Source organism: Duganella guangzhouensis (assembly GCF_009674535.1).
GTDB lineage: Bacteria > Pseudomonadota > Gammaproteobacteria > Burkholderiales > Burkholderiaceae_D > Rugamonas > Rugamonas guangzhouensis.
The window spans coordinates 285,294-298,510 of the sequence record NZ_WKJK01000004.1 but is presented as its reverse complement, the minus strand read 5'-3'; the positions used below and the strand labels follow the sequence as shown (position 1 = coordinate 298,510).

At 64.1% G+C, this 13,217-nt stretch carries 15 protein-coding genes; 3 read left to right on the top strand and 12 right to left on the bottom strand.

Features of this window, described 5'->3' with window-relative positions; all coding sequences use genetic code 11:
- Nucleotide 1: 1 nt before the first annotated feature.
- The 12 genes from hisG to GJ699_RS09950 all read right to left on the bottom strand — a co-directional run bounded on the left by hisG (nucleotide 2) and on the right by GJ699_RS09950 (nucleotide 8,970).
- Entirely contained in the window at nucleotides 2-667 is a 666-nt protein-coding gene (gene hisG / locus GJ699_RS10005) for an ATP phosphoribosyltransferase (RefSeq protein ID WP_154375634.1), read from the bottom strand.
- A 4-nt stretch (nucleotides 668-671) separates the two neighbouring features.
- Nucleotides 672-1,922, bottom strand: a complete 1,251-nt coding sequence (gene murA / locus GJ699_RS10000) for a UDP-N-acetylglucosamine 1-carboxyvinyltransferase (RefSeq protein ID WP_154375632.1) — start codon at nucleotides 1,920-1,922, stop codon at nucleotides 672-674.
- Nucleotides 1,923-1,924: 2 nt separating this feature from the next.
- The gene (locus GJ699_RS09995; RefSeq protein WP_154375630.1) at nucleotides 1,925-2,161 is read right to left on the bottom strand and encodes a BolA family protein; all 237 of its coding nucleotides are present in this window, start codon (nucleotides 2,159-2,161) and stop codon (nucleotides 1,925-1,927) included.
- 14 nt (nucleotides 2,162-2,175) lie between these two features.
- Nucleotides 2,176-2,943 (bottom strand): ABC transporter permease, encoded by a 768-nt coding sequence (locus GJ699_RS09990; protein ID WP_154375628.1) that lies wholly within the window; start codon nucleotides 2,941-2,943, stop codon nucleotides 2,176-2,178.
- Complete coding sequence (locus GJ699_RS09985) at nucleotides 2,940-3,854, bottom strand: ABC transporter ATP-binding protein (protein ID WP_154375627.1); 915 nt, start codon at nucleotides 3,852-3,854, stop codon at nucleotides 2,940-2,942. The genes GJ699_RS09990 and GJ699_RS09985 overlap by 4 nt, the downstream gene beginning before the upstream one ends.
- A 160-nt stretch (nucleotides 3,855-4,014) precedes the next feature.
- Complete coding sequence (locus GJ699_RS09980; protein WP_154375626.1) at nucleotides 4,015-4,437, bottom strand: STAS domain-containing protein; 423 nt, start codon at nucleotides 4,435-4,437, stop codon at nucleotides 4,015-4,017.
- Between the two features lie 9 nt (nucleotides 4,438-4,446).
- A complete protein-coding gene (locus GJ699_RS09975; protein ID WP_154375625.1) occupies nucleotides 4,447-5,088 on the bottom strand; it encodes an MlaC/ttg2D family ABC transporter substrate-binding protein in 642 nt (213 codons plus the stop codon).
- 31 nt (nucleotides 5,089-5,119) lie between these two features.
- Entirely contained in the window at nucleotides 5,120-5,920 is an 801-nt protein-coding gene (locus GJ699_RS09970; RefSeq protein ID WP_154375624.1) for an MlaA family lipoprotein, read from the bottom strand.
- A complete protein-coding gene (gene mlaD, locus GJ699_RS09965; RefSeq protein ID WP_154375623.1) occupies nucleotides 5,917-6,387 on the bottom strand; it encodes an outer membrane lipid asymmetry maintenance protein MlaD in 471 nt (156 codons plus the stop codon). The genes GJ699_RS09970 and mlaD overlap by 4 nt, the downstream gene beginning before the upstream one ends.
- Before the next feature lie 39 nt (nucleotides 6,388-6,426).
- Nucleotides 6,427-7,212, bottom strand: coding sequence for a lipid asymmetry maintenance ABC transporter permease subunit MlaE (mlaE, locus tag GJ699_RS09960; protein WP_154375622.1), 786 nt, complete (start codon nucleotides 7,210-7,212; stop codon nucleotides 6,427-6,429).
- Nucleotides 7,209-8,012, bottom strand: a complete 804-nt coding sequence (locus GJ699_RS09955) for an ABC transporter ATP-binding protein (protein ID WP_371867517.1) — start codon at nucleotides 8,010-8,012, stop codon at nucleotides 7,209-7,211. The genes mlaE and GJ699_RS09955 overlap by 4 nt, the downstream gene beginning before the upstream one ends.
- Before the next feature lie 184 nt (nucleotides 8,013-8,196).
- Complete coding sequence (locus GJ699_RS09950; protein WP_154375619.1) at nucleotides 8,197-8,970, bottom strand: AraC family transcriptional regulator; 774 nt, start codon at nucleotides 8,968-8,970, stop codon at nucleotides 8,197-8,199.
- 84 nt (nucleotides 8,971-9,054) lie between these two features.
- On the opposite strand from GJ699_RS09950, the gene GJ699_RS09945 reads away from it, so the two are divergent.
- The 3 genes from GJ699_RS09945 to GJ699_RS09935 are packed head-to-tail and all read left to right on the top strand — an operon-like array spanning nucleotide 9,055 to nucleotide 13,215.
- Complete coding sequence (locus GJ699_RS09945; RefSeq protein WP_154375617.1) at nucleotides 9,055-10,506, top strand: efflux transporter outer membrane subunit; 1,452 nt, start codon at nucleotides 9,055-9,057, stop codon at nucleotides 10,504-10,506.
- A complete protein-coding gene (locus GJ699_RS09940) occupies nucleotides 10,499-11,590 on the top strand; it encodes an HlyD family secretion protein (protein WP_229262041.1) in 1,092 nt (363 codons plus the stop codon). Before GJ699_RS09945 ends, GJ699_RS09940 begins: the two co-directional genes overlap by 8 nt.
- Nucleotides 11,587-13,215 carry a DHA2 family efflux MFS transporter permease subunit gene (locus GJ699_RS09935; RefSeq protein ID WP_154375613.1) on the top strand — a complete coding sequence of 543 codons (1,629 nt, stop codon included), beginning with the start codon at nucleotides 11,587-11,589 and terminating at the stop codon, nucleotides 13,213-13,215. Before GJ699_RS09940 ends, GJ699_RS09935 begins: the two co-directional genes overlap by 4 nt.
- Nucleotides 13,216-13,217 lie beyond the last annotated feature (2 nt).

Genomic DNA, 13,217 nt, shown 5'->3' with positions numbered 1-13,217 from the left:
TTCACTTTTTGGAGGCGCGTTCAAAGGCTTCGATAATCGGCTGCAGACGCTCGCGCTTCATCTTCAGCGCGGCCTGATTGACGATCAGGCGCGACGAAATATCCATGATGGCCTCGACCTCTTTCAGGTCGTTGGCACGCAGCGTGCCGCCGGTGCTGACCACGTCGACGATGGCATCCGACAGGCCGACCAGCGGCGCCAGCTCCATCGAACCATACAGCTTGATCAGATCGACGTGCACACCCTTCTTGGCGAAGTGGGCGCGCGCGGTCTCCACGAACTTGGTGGCCACGCGCAGACGCGCGCCCTGGCGCACTGCGGTCTCGTAATCGAAACCGTTGCGCACCGCGACCGACATGCGGCACTCGGCGATGTGCAGGTCGATCGGTTGATACAGGCCTTCGCCGCCATGCTCCAGCAGCACATCCTTGCCGGCCACGCCGAAGTCCGCCGCGCCATGCTGCACATAGGTCGGCACGTCGGTGGCGCGCACGATCAGCACGCGCACATCAGGGTCGTTGGTTGGCAGGATCAGCTTGCGCGAGGTTTCCGGATTTTCGGTGACGGTGATGCCGGCTGCTTCCAGCAGCGGCAGCGTGTCTTCGAAAATGCGGCCCTTGGACAGCGCAAGAATCAGCTGTTGAGAGTCGGCTTGAAAGGTGCTCATGGCTTTACTTGATGCGTTTAATGTTGGCGCCTACGGCGGAGAGTTTGACTTCCATCTGATCGTAGCCACGGTCCAGGTGATAGATGCGGTCGATCAGGGTTTCACCGCGCGCAGCCAGGCCGGCGATCACCAGCGAAGCGGATGCACGCAAGTCGGTCGCCATCACAGGCGCGCCAACCAGCTGTTCCACGCCTTTGATAAAGGCGGTGTTGCCATCGGTTTCAATTTGCGCGCCCAGGCGGTTCATCTCCTGGACGTGCATGAAGCGGTTTTCAAAAATGGTTTCCGTCACGCGGCTGGCGCCTTCGGCGATGGTGTTCACCGCCATGAACTGCGCCTGCATGTCGGTCGGGAAGCCGGGGTATTCGGTGGTGCGGAAGGTCACGGCGGTCGGACGCTTGTCCATCTGCGCGCGGATCCAATTGTCGCCGATGGTCAGCTGCAGGCCGATCTCGCGCAGCTTGTCCAGCGCGGCGTCCATGATGTCGACTCGGGTGTTGCGGATGGTGATGTCGCCACCGGTGGCGGCCACCGCGCACAGGAAAGTCGCCGCTTCGATGCGGTCCGAAATCACGGCGTGCTTGGCGCCATGCAGTTCGCTGACGCCCTGAATCACCAGGCGGTTGGTGCCGATGCCCTCGATCTTGGCGCCCATCGCCACCAGCAGGTGCGCCAGGTCGGTCACTTCCGGTTCGCAGGCGGCGTTTTCCAGCACGGTCTCGCCCTCGGCCAGCGTCGCCGCCATCAGCAGATTCTCGGTGCCGGTCACGGTGATCATGTCGGTGACGATGCGCGCGCCTTTCAGCTTGGCGCACTTGGCGTAGATATAGCCGCCTTCGACGGTGATGTCGGCGCCCAGCGCCTGCAGACCCTTGATGTGCTGATCGACCGGACGCGAACCGATCGCGCAGCCGCCCGGCAGCGACACCTTGGCTTCACCAAAGCGCGCCAACAGCGGGCCCAGTACCAGGATCGAGGCGCGCATGGTTTTCACCAGATCGTACGGCGCTTCCAGCTTGGTGATGGCGCTGCCGTTCAGCGTGACCTTGTCGTTGTCCTGAGTGACTTTGAGGCCGGTCTCGCCCAGCAGCTTCAGGATGGTCGACACATCGTGCAGATGCGGCACGTTGGACAGTTCGACGTCACCGGAGGTCAGCAGGCCGGCGCACAGGATAGGCAACGCCGCGTTCTTGGCGCCGGAGATGGTGATGTCGCCTTGCAGGCGGTTGCCGCCTTGGATCAGAAGCTTGTCCATGCTTATCCTTGATATTCTTCAGGGGTGAGGGTTTTCATCGACAGCGCGTGAATCTCTTCACGCATGCGGTCGCCCAGCGCGGCGTACACCAGCTGGTGGCGCTGGATCGGACGCTTGCCGGCAAACGCCGGCGACACGATCACGGCCTGGAAATGCTGGCCGTCGCCGTCCACTTCGAGGTGCGTGCATTCGAGACCGGCCTTGATGTAGCCGTAGATCAGTTCTGGAGTAGTAGCCATTTTTAAATTCCCAATTAGTGGCGCAGGCGATAACCGCTGCGCAGCAAACGAATCGCCAGGAACGCCAGCACCACCAGGAAGGCCGCAACTATGGCCACGCTCACCAGCGGATTGACGTCGGACTGGCCGAAGAAGCCGTAACGGAAGCCGTCGATCATGTAGAAAAACGGATTCAGATGCGATACCGCCTGCCATACCGGCGGCAGCGAATGAATCGAGTAGAACACGCCGGCCAGGAAGGTCAGCGGCACGATCAGGAAGTTCTGGAACGCGGCCAGCTGGTCGAACTTCTCGGCCCAGATGCCGGCGATCAGGCCCATGGTGCCGAGGATGGCGGCGCCCAGCAGCGCGAACACCAGGATCCACAGCGGCGCCGCAAACGACAGGTGCGCGAACCACGCGGTCACCATGAACACGCCCAGACCAACCACGATGCCGCGCACCATGGCGGCGATCACGTAGGCGGAGAAAATCTCCCAGTGCGACAAAGGCGTCAGCAGCACGAACACCAGGTTACCGGTGATCTTCGATTGAATCAGCGACGACGACGAGTTGGCGAAGGAGTTCTGCAGCACGCTCATCATCACCAGGCCTGGAATCAGGAACGAGGTGTAGTTGACGCCCTCGTAGACGTTGACGCGGCCTTCCAGCACATGGCCGAAGATCAGCAGGTACAGCATGGCGGTCAGGATAGGCGCGCCGATGGTCTGCGTCGCTACTTTCCAGAAGCGCAGGGTCTCCTTGTAGACCAGGGTGCGGAATCCAGCGGAGAGGAAATTCATACGGTGCCCTTATCCATGATCTGCAAGAAGATATCTTCCAGATCGGCTTGTTGCAATTGCATTTCGTCGATGATGACACCTGACTCGCGCAGGCGCTTCAGAATCTGTTCGACTTCGGCGTACTCGTTGATGCGCAGGCTGTACTTCTTGCCGTGCTCCGAGCTTTCCGGATGCGTGATCAGCGTACGCAGATCGTCCGGCAGGTCGCCGTGGCTCATGTTGACGATCAACTGCGAACCGGAGATGCGGCGGATCAGCGATGCCATCGTATCCAGCGCGACCACCTTGCCCAGCTTGAGCATGGCCACGCGCTTGCACATGGCCTGGGCTTCTTCCAGATAGTGGGTGGTCAGCACCACGGTGTGGCCTTCGCGGTTGAGGCGCGAGATGAACTTCCACAGCGTCTGGCGCAGCTCGACGTCGACGCCGGCGGTTGGCTCGTCCAGCACGATCACCGGCGGCTTGTGCACCAGCGCCTGCGCCACCAGCACGCGGCGCTTCATGCCGCCCGACAGCGCGCGCATATTGGTATCGGCCTTGTTGGTCAGGTCGAGGTTATGCATCACCTCGTCGATCCAGGCATCGTTGTTTTTCAGGCCAAAGTAACCGGATTGCAAGCGCAGGGTTTCGCGCACGGTGAAGAACGGATCGAACACCAGCTCCTGCGGCACCACGCCGAGGTTGCGGCGCGCGGCGCGGAAATCGCTGACCACGTCATGGCCGTGGATCTTGACCGTGCCCGCGTCCGGCCGGTTCAAGCCGGCGATGATGGAAATCAGCGTGGTCTTGCCGGCGCCATTCGGGCCCAGCAGGCCGAAAAACTCGCCTTCTTCGATCGAGAGCGACACACCGCCCAGCGCCTGGAGCGACTTGTAGCGCTTCTCGACATTGCTAATTTGGATTGCTGTCATTATTGACTTATCTATAAGGTCGCGACGGCCGGGCCGACGCATGGGAAGATGCTGCGGGCGCCACGGCACTGCGGCTGCGGCAACGTTCAATTATATTGGAATTTTATGATCCGGCTGAGCCGGACCCTGATTTACTGCGGGCGGCGGGGTGGGGCGGGGATCAATGATGGTGGTGGGAGGCGGCTGCGCCTTCCACGGCAGTCTTCTTGCTGAAGACCGATTCCGGTGCTTTCACCGGTGAGAATTCGTCGTGCGAGGGGTTGCGCGGCGCGGCGCCATCCTGTTCCAGCTTGACGTCGGTCGGGAACAGCAGCGAGCACACGCCATACAACTTGGTCAGGCTTTGCAGCGCCGGCGGCAGATTTTTCAGTTCCAGCTGGATGCCGGCTTCCTGCGCTGCGCGCTGCCACGACAGCATGACCGACACCGCCACCGAATCCACCGTCAACACATGGCGCAGGTCGAACACGCTCTGGCCGGCCTTGAGGGCGGCATAGCCGCGCTCCAGCGCCGCAGTGGCGTTGAGCACGGTCAGGGACGTGAGCGACTGCAGATTGTCGGTGGCTTCGGTAACGGCGTTCATGGCGTCAGTTTACTTCTTCGGTGCGGTGGTGTTCAACGGTTTGCTGGCGAGTTTTTTGTTTTTCTCGGTCAGCGCCTTGATCAGGCCATCCATGCCGCCTTTCGAAATTTCCGAGGCGAAAGTACCTTTGTAGGTCTCGACCAGCCACGCGCCCAGCACGTTGATGTCGTAGATCTTCCAGCCTTGCGGACCCTTGGCGACGCGGTAGTTCAGCGGAATCGGTTCGCCACGGGCCTGGTTGACCATCGAGCGCACTTCGACTTCGGTGTCGGACGGATCAGCACGCAGCGGCTTGAACTCGACGGTCTGGTCCTTCACCTGCGACAGCGCGCCGGAATAGGTGAACACCAGCAGCTGGCGGAACTGCTCGGTCAGCTGTTTCTGCTGATCCGGAGTGGCGTCGCGCCAGAAGCGGCCGGCGGCCAGCGCGGTCATGCGCTGGAAATCCACATACGGCAGAATCTTCTCTTCCACCAGATCGATCACCTTCTTGGTGTCGCCGGCCTGGATCGATTTGTCGTTCTTGGCGGTGTTGAGCACGTCCTGGCTGATGCGCTTGACCAGCACGTCCGGCGCTTCCTGCGCCGACGCCACGCCGGTGAAGGCCAGGGAAACAGTTGCCAGAGCAATAAATTGTTTAATAAAGTTCATCGTAGCTATGCCTTCTCAGTAGTTCTTCGGGTCACTGGCTGTCGGGTTTCGCAGCCGGTGTGCCGGAGTTTAACTCTTTTGGGGCCGATTCGGATGACACGGTTGCAGAAGTTTCGCCGGTATCATCCTTTTTACCCTTAGGTGCCGGCTCGTCGCCGTCCGGATGAACCTGGCTCTCGCGGCGCTGCAGATAACCGTCGCGCAGGAATTCATAGCGGTCCAGCGCGGCGTCTTCCAGCAGCGAGGAGGCGTCCAGCAGGCTGGCGCGGGTATCGACGATGCGCAGCGCGGTGCCCATGTTGCGCACGTTGGTCGGATCCTTGTAGCTCCAGATGTTACCGTAGATGTCCAGCGGCAGGCCGGCGGTGTCACGCACGGTCGACGGTCCCAGCAGCGGCAGCACCAGGTAAGGACCGGACTGCACGCCCCACACGCCCAGCGTCTGACCGAAGTCTTCGTTGTGCTTCTGCAGGCCGGCTTCCGAGGCGATGTCGAACAGGCCGAGGATACCCAGGGTCGAGTTCAAGGCAAAACGGCTCAGATCGGACATACCGTCCGAACCCTTGCCCTGCAGGAATTGGTTGACGGCGGTCCAGGCGTCGCCCAGATTGCCGAAGAAATTGCTGACGCCGGTCTGCACAAAGCCAGGCGTGACGTTTTTATAGCCGGTGGCCACCGGTTTCAACGCATAGGTATCGACCGTGTCGTTGAAGTTGAACATGGCCCGGTTGTAGCCCTCGTACGGGTCACGCGGGTTGGGGCCGGCGCAGCCGGCCAGCACAGCGGTAACGCCCAGCGCCAGCGCGGCGCGACTCAGTGGTTTAGCGATCATTTATCGTCCTTTCCTTCTGCCGCTTTGCTATAGATGAACTGATTGATCAGGTCTTCCAGCACTGCGGCCGACTGGGTACGGGCGATCTTGTCGCCGGCAGCCAGGTTGTTGGTATCGCCGCCGGCTTCAATGCCGACGTATTGTTCACCCAGCAGGCCGGCGGTCAGAATCTTGGCCGAGCTGTCTTTAGGGAATTTATAACTTTCTTCCATATTCAAGGTTACCAGTGCCTGGTAGCTCTTGTCATCAAACTTGATCTCTCCCACACGGCCTACCACCACGCCGGACGCCTTGACCGGCGCTTGTGGGCGCAGGCTGCCGATATTGTCGAACTTGGCGGTGATTGAATAGGTCTTGCCGAAGGACAGCGTATTCATGCTGCCCACTTTCAGCGCCAGGAACATCAGCGCAGCGACGCCGATGACGATAAACAGGCCGACCCAGACATCCAGAGATTTGCGTTGCATTTGTATTCTTCCTTGTTTGCTTTTATTGCTTGCTAAACGTTACTTGCTGAACATCAGCGCCGTCATCATGAAATCCAGCCACCAGATCGTCAGCGATGAAATCACGACGGTACGGGTGGTGGCGCGCGCCACGTCTTCCGGTGTCGGCTGCGCCTCGTAACCCTGGTACAAGGCGATGAAGGTGATGGCGATGCCGAACACCACGCTCTTGATGAAGCCGTTGGCAATGTCTTTCCAGATGTCGACGCTGGCCTGCATTTGCGACCAGAAGGCGCCATCGTCAACGCCGATCAGCTGCACGCCGACCAGCCAGCCGCCCAGCACGCCAACCGCGCTGAACACCGACGCCAGCAGCGGCACCGACAGCGCGCCGGCCCAGAAGCGCGGCGCCAGCACGCGTTGCAGCGGATTCACCGCCATCATCTCCATCGCCGACAACTGCTCGCCAGCCTTCATCAGGCCGATTTCGGCGGTCAGCGAGGTACCGGCGCGGCCGGCGAACAGCAGCGCGGTGATGACCGGCCCCAGTTCGCGGGTCAGGCCCAGTGCCACCAGCACGCCCAGCGATTGCTCGGCGCCGTATTTGTTCAGCGTGGTATAGCCCTGCAGGCCCAGCACCATGCCGACGAACAGGCCGGACAGGGTGATGATCAGCATCGAATAATTGCCGATGAAATGCAGCTGCTCGATCACCAGGCTTGGACGGCGCAGCAGGCCGGGCGACACTTTCAGCAGGCTGCCGAAGGTGCGGGCGCCATAGCCGATGCTTTCAACGTAGTCGCGCAGCGGCGCGCCCAGGCGGGACAACCAGTTTTTAACACTCATACTTGCACTCCCAGGCCCAGATCGTCGGCCAGGGACTTGCCTGGATAGTGGAACGGCACCGGGCCATCCGCTTCCGCGTGCACAAACTGCTTCACATACGGGTCGGTCGACACCAGCATGTCGGCCGGCGTGCCGTGCGCAACGATCTTGCCTTGCGACAGGAAATAAACATAGTCGGCGATGGCGAAGCTTTCCTTCACGTCGTGCGACACCAGAATCGTGGTCGAGCCCAGCGCCGTGTTCAGGTTGCGGATCAGGTTGGCGGTGACGCCCATCGAGATCGGATCCAGGCCGGCGAACGGCTCGTCATACATAATCAGTTCCGGGTCCAGCGCGATCGAACGCGCCAGCGCCACCCGGCGCGCCATGCCGCCGGAGATTTCTCCGGGCTTCAGCTTGGCGGCGTTGCGCAAGCCCACGGCTTGCAGTTTCATCAATACCAGATTGCGGATCAGCTCTTCCGGCAAGTCGGTATGCTCGCGCAGCGGGAAGGCGACGTTTTCAAACACCGTCAAATCGGTGAACAGGGCGCCGTGCTGGAACAGCATGCCCATCTTGCGGCGTAACAAATACAGGCCGGCGGTGTTCAGCTTGTGCACCACCTGGCCCTGCACTTTGACCTGGCCTTTTTGCGGCCGCAGCTGGCCGCCGATCAGGCGCAACACCGTGGTTTTGCCGCTGCCAGAGCCGCCCATGACCGCAACCACCTTCCCGCGTGGGAAGTCCATGTTCAAGCCGGTCAGGATCGCGCGCTTGCCATAGGTAAAGTGTAAATCACGGATTTCGACTAAATTAGCCACGACTGAACTCATTTTTTGGGATGCCGTATTGTAGTGCAGAAAGGGCAATCTCTGCAGGAGCCCGGCTCCCGCCTAGGGCGGAGCCAGAATAATTTAGCAGATAATACAACACTACTGAACTCAAAGTCAGCAATTTACACCGGGAACGAATTGTTACATTTGCGCAGCGTGAAAGCCTCGAAAGTTAGTACTTACTAGCAAGATATTCCGTTGGCGACACGCCCAGCGCGCGCCGGAACATGGCGGAAAACGCGCTCGGGCTGTCATAGCCATGCTCTAAAGCAACCTCCAGTATCGACGCGCCGGCCGCCAGCCTGGGCATGCTCAGCAGCAGGCACAGGCGGCGGCGCCAGTCGCCGAACCCCATGCCGACCTCGCGCTCGAACAGCCGCGCCACGGTGCGGCCGCTGACCCGCAGCGCCAGCGCCAGACTGTCCAGCGTCACCGGCTCGGCCGGATGGGCGATCATGTATTCGCACTGGCGCAGCAGCGCCGGATGGCGCGGCAGCGGCACATGCAGCTGCAAACGCGGCGCCAGTTCGATCTCGTCCAGGATCAGCTCCATTACCCGTTGGTCGCGGCCGCCGTCGCGGTAATCCAGCGCGATCGCGGTGGCGGCCACGATGGCTTCGCGCAGCAGCGGCGATACCTCGATCACCTCGCAGCCGCGCGGCAGCGTGTCGCGCGCATGCGGCGCGATAAACAGGGTGCGCATGTCGACATCGCCGGCGATGCGGATCTGGTGCTCGGTTTCGGCCGGCATCCACAGCGCGCGGCCGGGCGGCACCACCCAGCTGCCGCTGACGCTCAGCACCGTCATCACCCCGGTCAGGGTATGAATCAGCTGGGCCCGGGCGTGACTGTGGGCGGGGATGTGCTCGGCGTGCGGATGGCGGCTGACCAGCGCCGCCACCGGGCGGCGGCTGGCGTCGCAATCATCAAAGGTGCGGATGTCCATATCTCGACGATAGTAGTCCAATTAGCGGGAGAAAGAAAGATCGCGACGTGGCTTAATAGCAACCCAACCTATCACTAGCCCGCCATGAAGACACCCCACGCTGTTGTATTACTGCTTGCCGTCAGCGGTTGCGCCGTCAGCCCGGTCAGCTCGCCGCCCTCCACCATTAGCCCGCCGGACGTACTGGCGCCGGCCAGCGCGGCCGTGGCCACCGCCCCGGCGCTCGATCAATGGTGGCGCCTGTATAACGACGCCACGCTGGACACGCTGGTGGCCGAAGCGCTGGCCAACAACCGCGAGCTGCGGGTGGCGGCCGCCAATCTGGCGCAGGCAAACGCCGCGCTGGGCCAGCGCCGCAGCGCGCGCCTGCCGCAGACCGCGCTGACGGCCGGCGCCGGCTACGGCAGCACCGTCAACGACCAGCTGGCGGCGGCGCTGGATCAGACCGAGATCCGCACCGGCCAGCGCTACGACGCCGGCTTCGACACCAGCTGGGAACTCGACCTGTCCGGCCGCATCGGCCACGCCATCCAGGCCGCCGAGGCCGACGCCGAAGCCAATCAGGCCGCGCGCGACGGCGTGCGGGTGGCGGTCGCGGCCGAAACCACCCGCGCCTATGTCGACAGCTGCGCCTACGCCGCCCGCGCCGCCGTGGCGCGGCAATCGCTGGCCTTGCTGAGCCGTAGCCACCAATTACAGACCCGGCTGCACGAAGCCGGCAGCGCGACGCCGCTCGATGTGGCGCGAGCCGCCGCGCTGGCGCAGCAGGCCAGCGCCGCCATCGCGCCGCTGGACGCCGGCCGCCAGAACGCGCTGTATGAACTGGCGGTGCTGACCGGCCGTCCGCCGGACACGCTGCCGACCGCCGCCAGCGCTTGCGACAATTTGCCGCAACTGGACGCCGCCATCCCGCTCGGCGACGTAACCGCACTGCTGCAGCGCCGGCCCGACATCCGCGAAGCCGAACGGCGGCTGCGCGCCAGCAGCGCCCGTATCGGCGTCGCCAGCGCCGAGCTGTATCCGGAGGTCTCGATCATGGGCTCGGTCGCCAGCTCGGCGCCGGGCATTGGCAATATGAACCAGAAAAACGCCATCGCCTGGAGCATCGGCCCGGTGCTGTCGTGGCGTTTTCCCAACAGCAGCGCGGCGCGCGCCCGGATCACGGCGGCGCAAGCCGGTGAAGCGGCCGCGCTGGCGCGCTTCGACGCCACCATCCTGGCCGCGCTGAAAGAGGTCAAACAGGCGCTGGCCAGCTACCAGGCCACGCTGCAACAGCGTCAGGACTTGCAGGCCGCCGCCCGCCAGAGCAGCGAGGCGCTGCGCCTGGCCCAGCTCAGCCGCGACGCCGGCGCCGTCAGCGCGCTGGAACTGGTGGACGCCGAACGCAGCGCCGTCGAGGCCGCCGCCCGGCTGGCCGCCGCCAATGCCGACGTCGCCAGCGGCCAGGTGCTGCTGTTCAAGGCGCTTGGCGGCGGCTGGCAAGCGCCGCCTGCCCTGCAAACCGCTTCCTTCACTTCGGACCAATACGATGACTAATCAAAAAATCTCCCGCAAAACCGCGTTGTTGGGCGTCGGCGCCCTGGCGCTGCTCGCCGCTGGCGCAGCCGGTCTCCACTGGTGGCAGCTCGGCCGCTTCCTGATCAGCACCGACGATGCCTATGTGCGCGCCGACATCGCCACCATCAGCCCGCGCGTGGCCGGCTATATCAGCCGGGTCGCGGTGCGCGACAACCAAGCGGTGGCGGCCGGCGAGGTGCTGGCGCAGATCGATGACGCCATCTACCGCGCCCGGCTGGCGCAGGCCGACGGCGCGCTGACGGCGGCCAAGGCCAGGGTGTTGGCGCAACAAGCGGCGATCGCCAATCTGCGCGCGCAAGCCGGCCAGCAGCACAGCCTGATCGCGGCGGCCACGGCGGAAACGCAGGCGCGCCAGGCCGATCTGCGTCAGGCCGAACTGGCATACCAGCGCCAGCAACTGCTGACCCGCCAGCAGGTCACCGACGCCCAGCATCTGGAAGCGGCCGAGGCCAGCGCCAGCCGTGGCGCGGCGGCCCTGGAGGCGGCACGCGCCAACGGCGCCGCCAGCAAGGCCCGGCTGGCGGTGCTGGCCACCCAAGGCCAGCAGGCCGAGGCCGCGCTGCACGAGGCCGAAGGCGCGCAACAGCAGGCCGAGGCCACGCGCGCGCTGGCCCAGCTCGATCTCGACCACACCGTGATCCGCGCCCCGGTGGCCGGGCTGGTCGGCCAGCGCAGCCTGCGGGTCGGCGCCTACGTCGCGGCCGGCACGCCGCTGATGGCGCTGGTGCCGCAGCAAATCTATGTGGTGGCCAATTACAAGGAAGTGCAACTGGACGGCGTGGCCGCCGGCCAGCAGGTCGAGATCGAAGTCGACGCCTTGGGCGGGCGCGCGCTGAAGGGACACGTCGACAGCCTGGCGCCGGCCTCCGGTGCGCAATTCGCCGTGCTGCCGCCGGATAACGCCAGCGGCAACTTCACCAAGATCGTGCAGCGGATACCGGTGCGCATCAGCCTCGACGCCGGCCAGCCGCTGCTGGCCGAGCTGCGGCCCGGCATGTCGGTGGTGACCGCGGTCGATCTGCGCCGCGCCAGCAAGCCATGAGCGCCGCCACCGTCCCCGCCCGCGCCGACGACGCGGTCTCGCTGCGCGCCTGGGTCGCCGTCATCGGCGGCGTGATCGGCTGCTTCATGGCCGGCATGAACGTGCACGTCACCAACGCCTCGCTGCCGGACGTGCGCGGCTCGCTGGGCGCCAGCTTTGAAGAAGGCTCGTGGATCACCACCGCCTATCTGGTGGCCGAGATCATCGTGATCCCGCTCACCGCCTGGCTGGCCAGCGTGTTCTCGATCCGCCGCGTGCTGATGGTCGGCACCGGCGGCTTCATCCTGTTCTCGATGGCTTGCTCGGTGGCGCCCAACATCGGCACCATGATCGCGGCGCGCACCTTGCAGGGTGCGTTTGGCGGCGTGCTGATCCCGCTGTCGTTCCAGCTGATCGTCACCGAGCTGCCGCCGTCCAAACATCCATTCGGCATGGCGCTGTTCGCGATCGCCAACAACGTGGCGCAGGCGGCCGGGCCGTCGCTGGGCGGCTGGCTGACCGATGTCTACTCGTGGCGCTGGATTTTCTACCTGCAAGTGCCACCCGGCCTGCTGCTGCTGGCCGCCATCGGCTGGTCGATCAAGCCGCAGCCGATGGCGCTGGAAAAGCTGCGCCAGGGCGACTGGGGCGGCATCGTCGCCATGGCGTGCGGCCTGTCGGCGCTGCAGATCATGCTGGAAGAGGGCGGCCGCAAGGACTGGTTCGCCTCGCCCGAGATCCTGGCCAGCGCCGTGGTGGCGGCGATCGGCCTGACTGCCTTCATCGCCATCGAGCTGACCCGCAAGCAGCCCTTCCTCAACCTGCGCCTGCTGGGGCGCTACAACTTCGGCCTCGCCAGCTTGATGCAGTTCACTTTTGGCGCGGTGGTGTTTGGCGTGGTGTTCCTGGTGCCGAATTATTTTGCCGACGTGCACAGCTACAACGCGCGCCAGATCGGCCTGACCATGATTCCCTACGGTCTGGTGCAGTTCGTAATGTCGTTCGCGACGCCGCCGCTGATGAAGCGCACCAGCGTGCGCACCGTGATCGTCCTCGGCTTCATCATCATGGCGGCCGGCTGCCTGATGAACATCCATCTGGATGCGAACGCGGCCAGCAACGTGATCGTGCCGTCGCTGGTGGTGCGCGGCATCGGCCAGTCGCTGATCGTGGTGGCGCTGGGCGTGATGGCGGTGCAGGGCCTGGAGAAGAGCGAGCTCGGCTCGGCGTCCGGCGTGTTTTCGATGGTGCGCAATGTCGGCGGCGCGATCGGCATCGCGGTTGCCAGCCAGTTCATTGTGGAGCGTGAAAAGCTGCACGCCTTCCACATCGGCGAAGCGGTCACGCCGCTGGCCGAAGCCACCCGCGAACGCATGGTGGAACTGGTGCGGCTGCTGGCGCGGTTCCCGGTCGAGCGCACGGCCGCGCTGTACGACGTCAGCCTGGCGCCGTTACGCCAGCAGGCGCTGGCATTGATGAATCAGGTGATCCAGCGCGAAGCGCTGCTGCTGTCCTACAGCGATGCCTTCCTGGTGGCCGGCGTGGCGATGCTGGGCTGCGCCGCCGGCAGCCTGCTGCTGCGCGGCGCCAAAAGCAAAAAAACCGGGGCAGTTGGGGATCGCCCATCTGCTCCCGGCGGGAGGTAAGG

Bases quoted from the DNA above. Each gene is read 5' to 3' on its own strand.
- hisG (WP_154375634.1), bottom strand. From the start codon at position 667: ATGAGCACCTTTCAAGCCGACTCTCAACAGCTGATTCTTGCGCTGTCC.
- murA (WP_154375632.1), bottom strand. From the start codon at position 1,922: ATGGACAAGCTTCTGATCCAAGGCGGCAACCGCCTGCAAGGCGACATC.
- GJ699_RS09995 (WP_154375630.1), bottom strand. From the start codon at position 2,161: ATGGCTACTACTCCAGAACTGATCTACGGCTACATCAAGGCCGGTCTC.
- GJ699_RS09990 (WP_154375628.1), bottom strand. From the start codon at position 2,943: ATGAATTTCCTCTCCGCTGGATTCCGCACCCTGGTCTACAAGGAGACC.
- GJ699_RS09985 (WP_154375627.1), bottom strand. From the start codon at position 3,854: ATGACAGCAATCCAAATTAGCAATGTCGAGAAGCGCTACAAGTCGCTC.
- GJ699_RS09980 (WP_154375626.1), bottom strand. From the start codon at position 4,437: ATGAACGCCGTTACCGAAGCCACCGACAATCTGCAGTCGCTCACGTCC.
- GJ699_RS09975 (WP_154375625.1), bottom strand. From the start codon at position 5,088: ATGAACTTTATTAAACAATTTATTGCTCTGGCAACTGTTTCCCTGGCC.
- GJ699_RS09970 (WP_154375624.1), bottom strand. From the start codon at position 5,920: ATGATCGCTAAACCACTGAGTCGCGCCGCGCTGGCGCTGGGCGTTACC.
- mlaD (WP_154375623.1), bottom strand. From the start codon at position 6,387: ATGCAACGCAAATCTCTGGATGTCTGGGTCGGCCTGTTTATCGTCATC.
- mlaE (WP_154375622.1), bottom strand. From the start codon at position 7,212: ATGAGTGTTAAAAACTGGTTGTCCCGCCTGGGCGCGCCGCTGCGCGAC.
- GJ699_RS09950 (WP_154375619.1), bottom strand. From the start codon at position 8,970: ATGGACATCCGCACCTTTGATGATTGCGACGCCAGCCGCCGCCCGGTG.
- GJ699_RS09945 (WP_154375617.1), top strand. From the start codon at position 9,055: ATGAAGACACCCCACGCTGTTGTATTACTGCTTGCCGTCAGCGGTTGC.
- GJ699_RS09940 (WP_229262041.1), top strand. From the start codon at position 10,499: ATGACTAATCAAAAAATCTCCCGCAAAACCGCGTTGTTGGGCGTCGGC.
- GJ699_RS09935 (WP_154375613.1), top strand. From the start codon at position 11,587: ATGAGCGCCGCCACCGTCCCCGCCCGCGCCGACGACGCGGTCTCGCTG.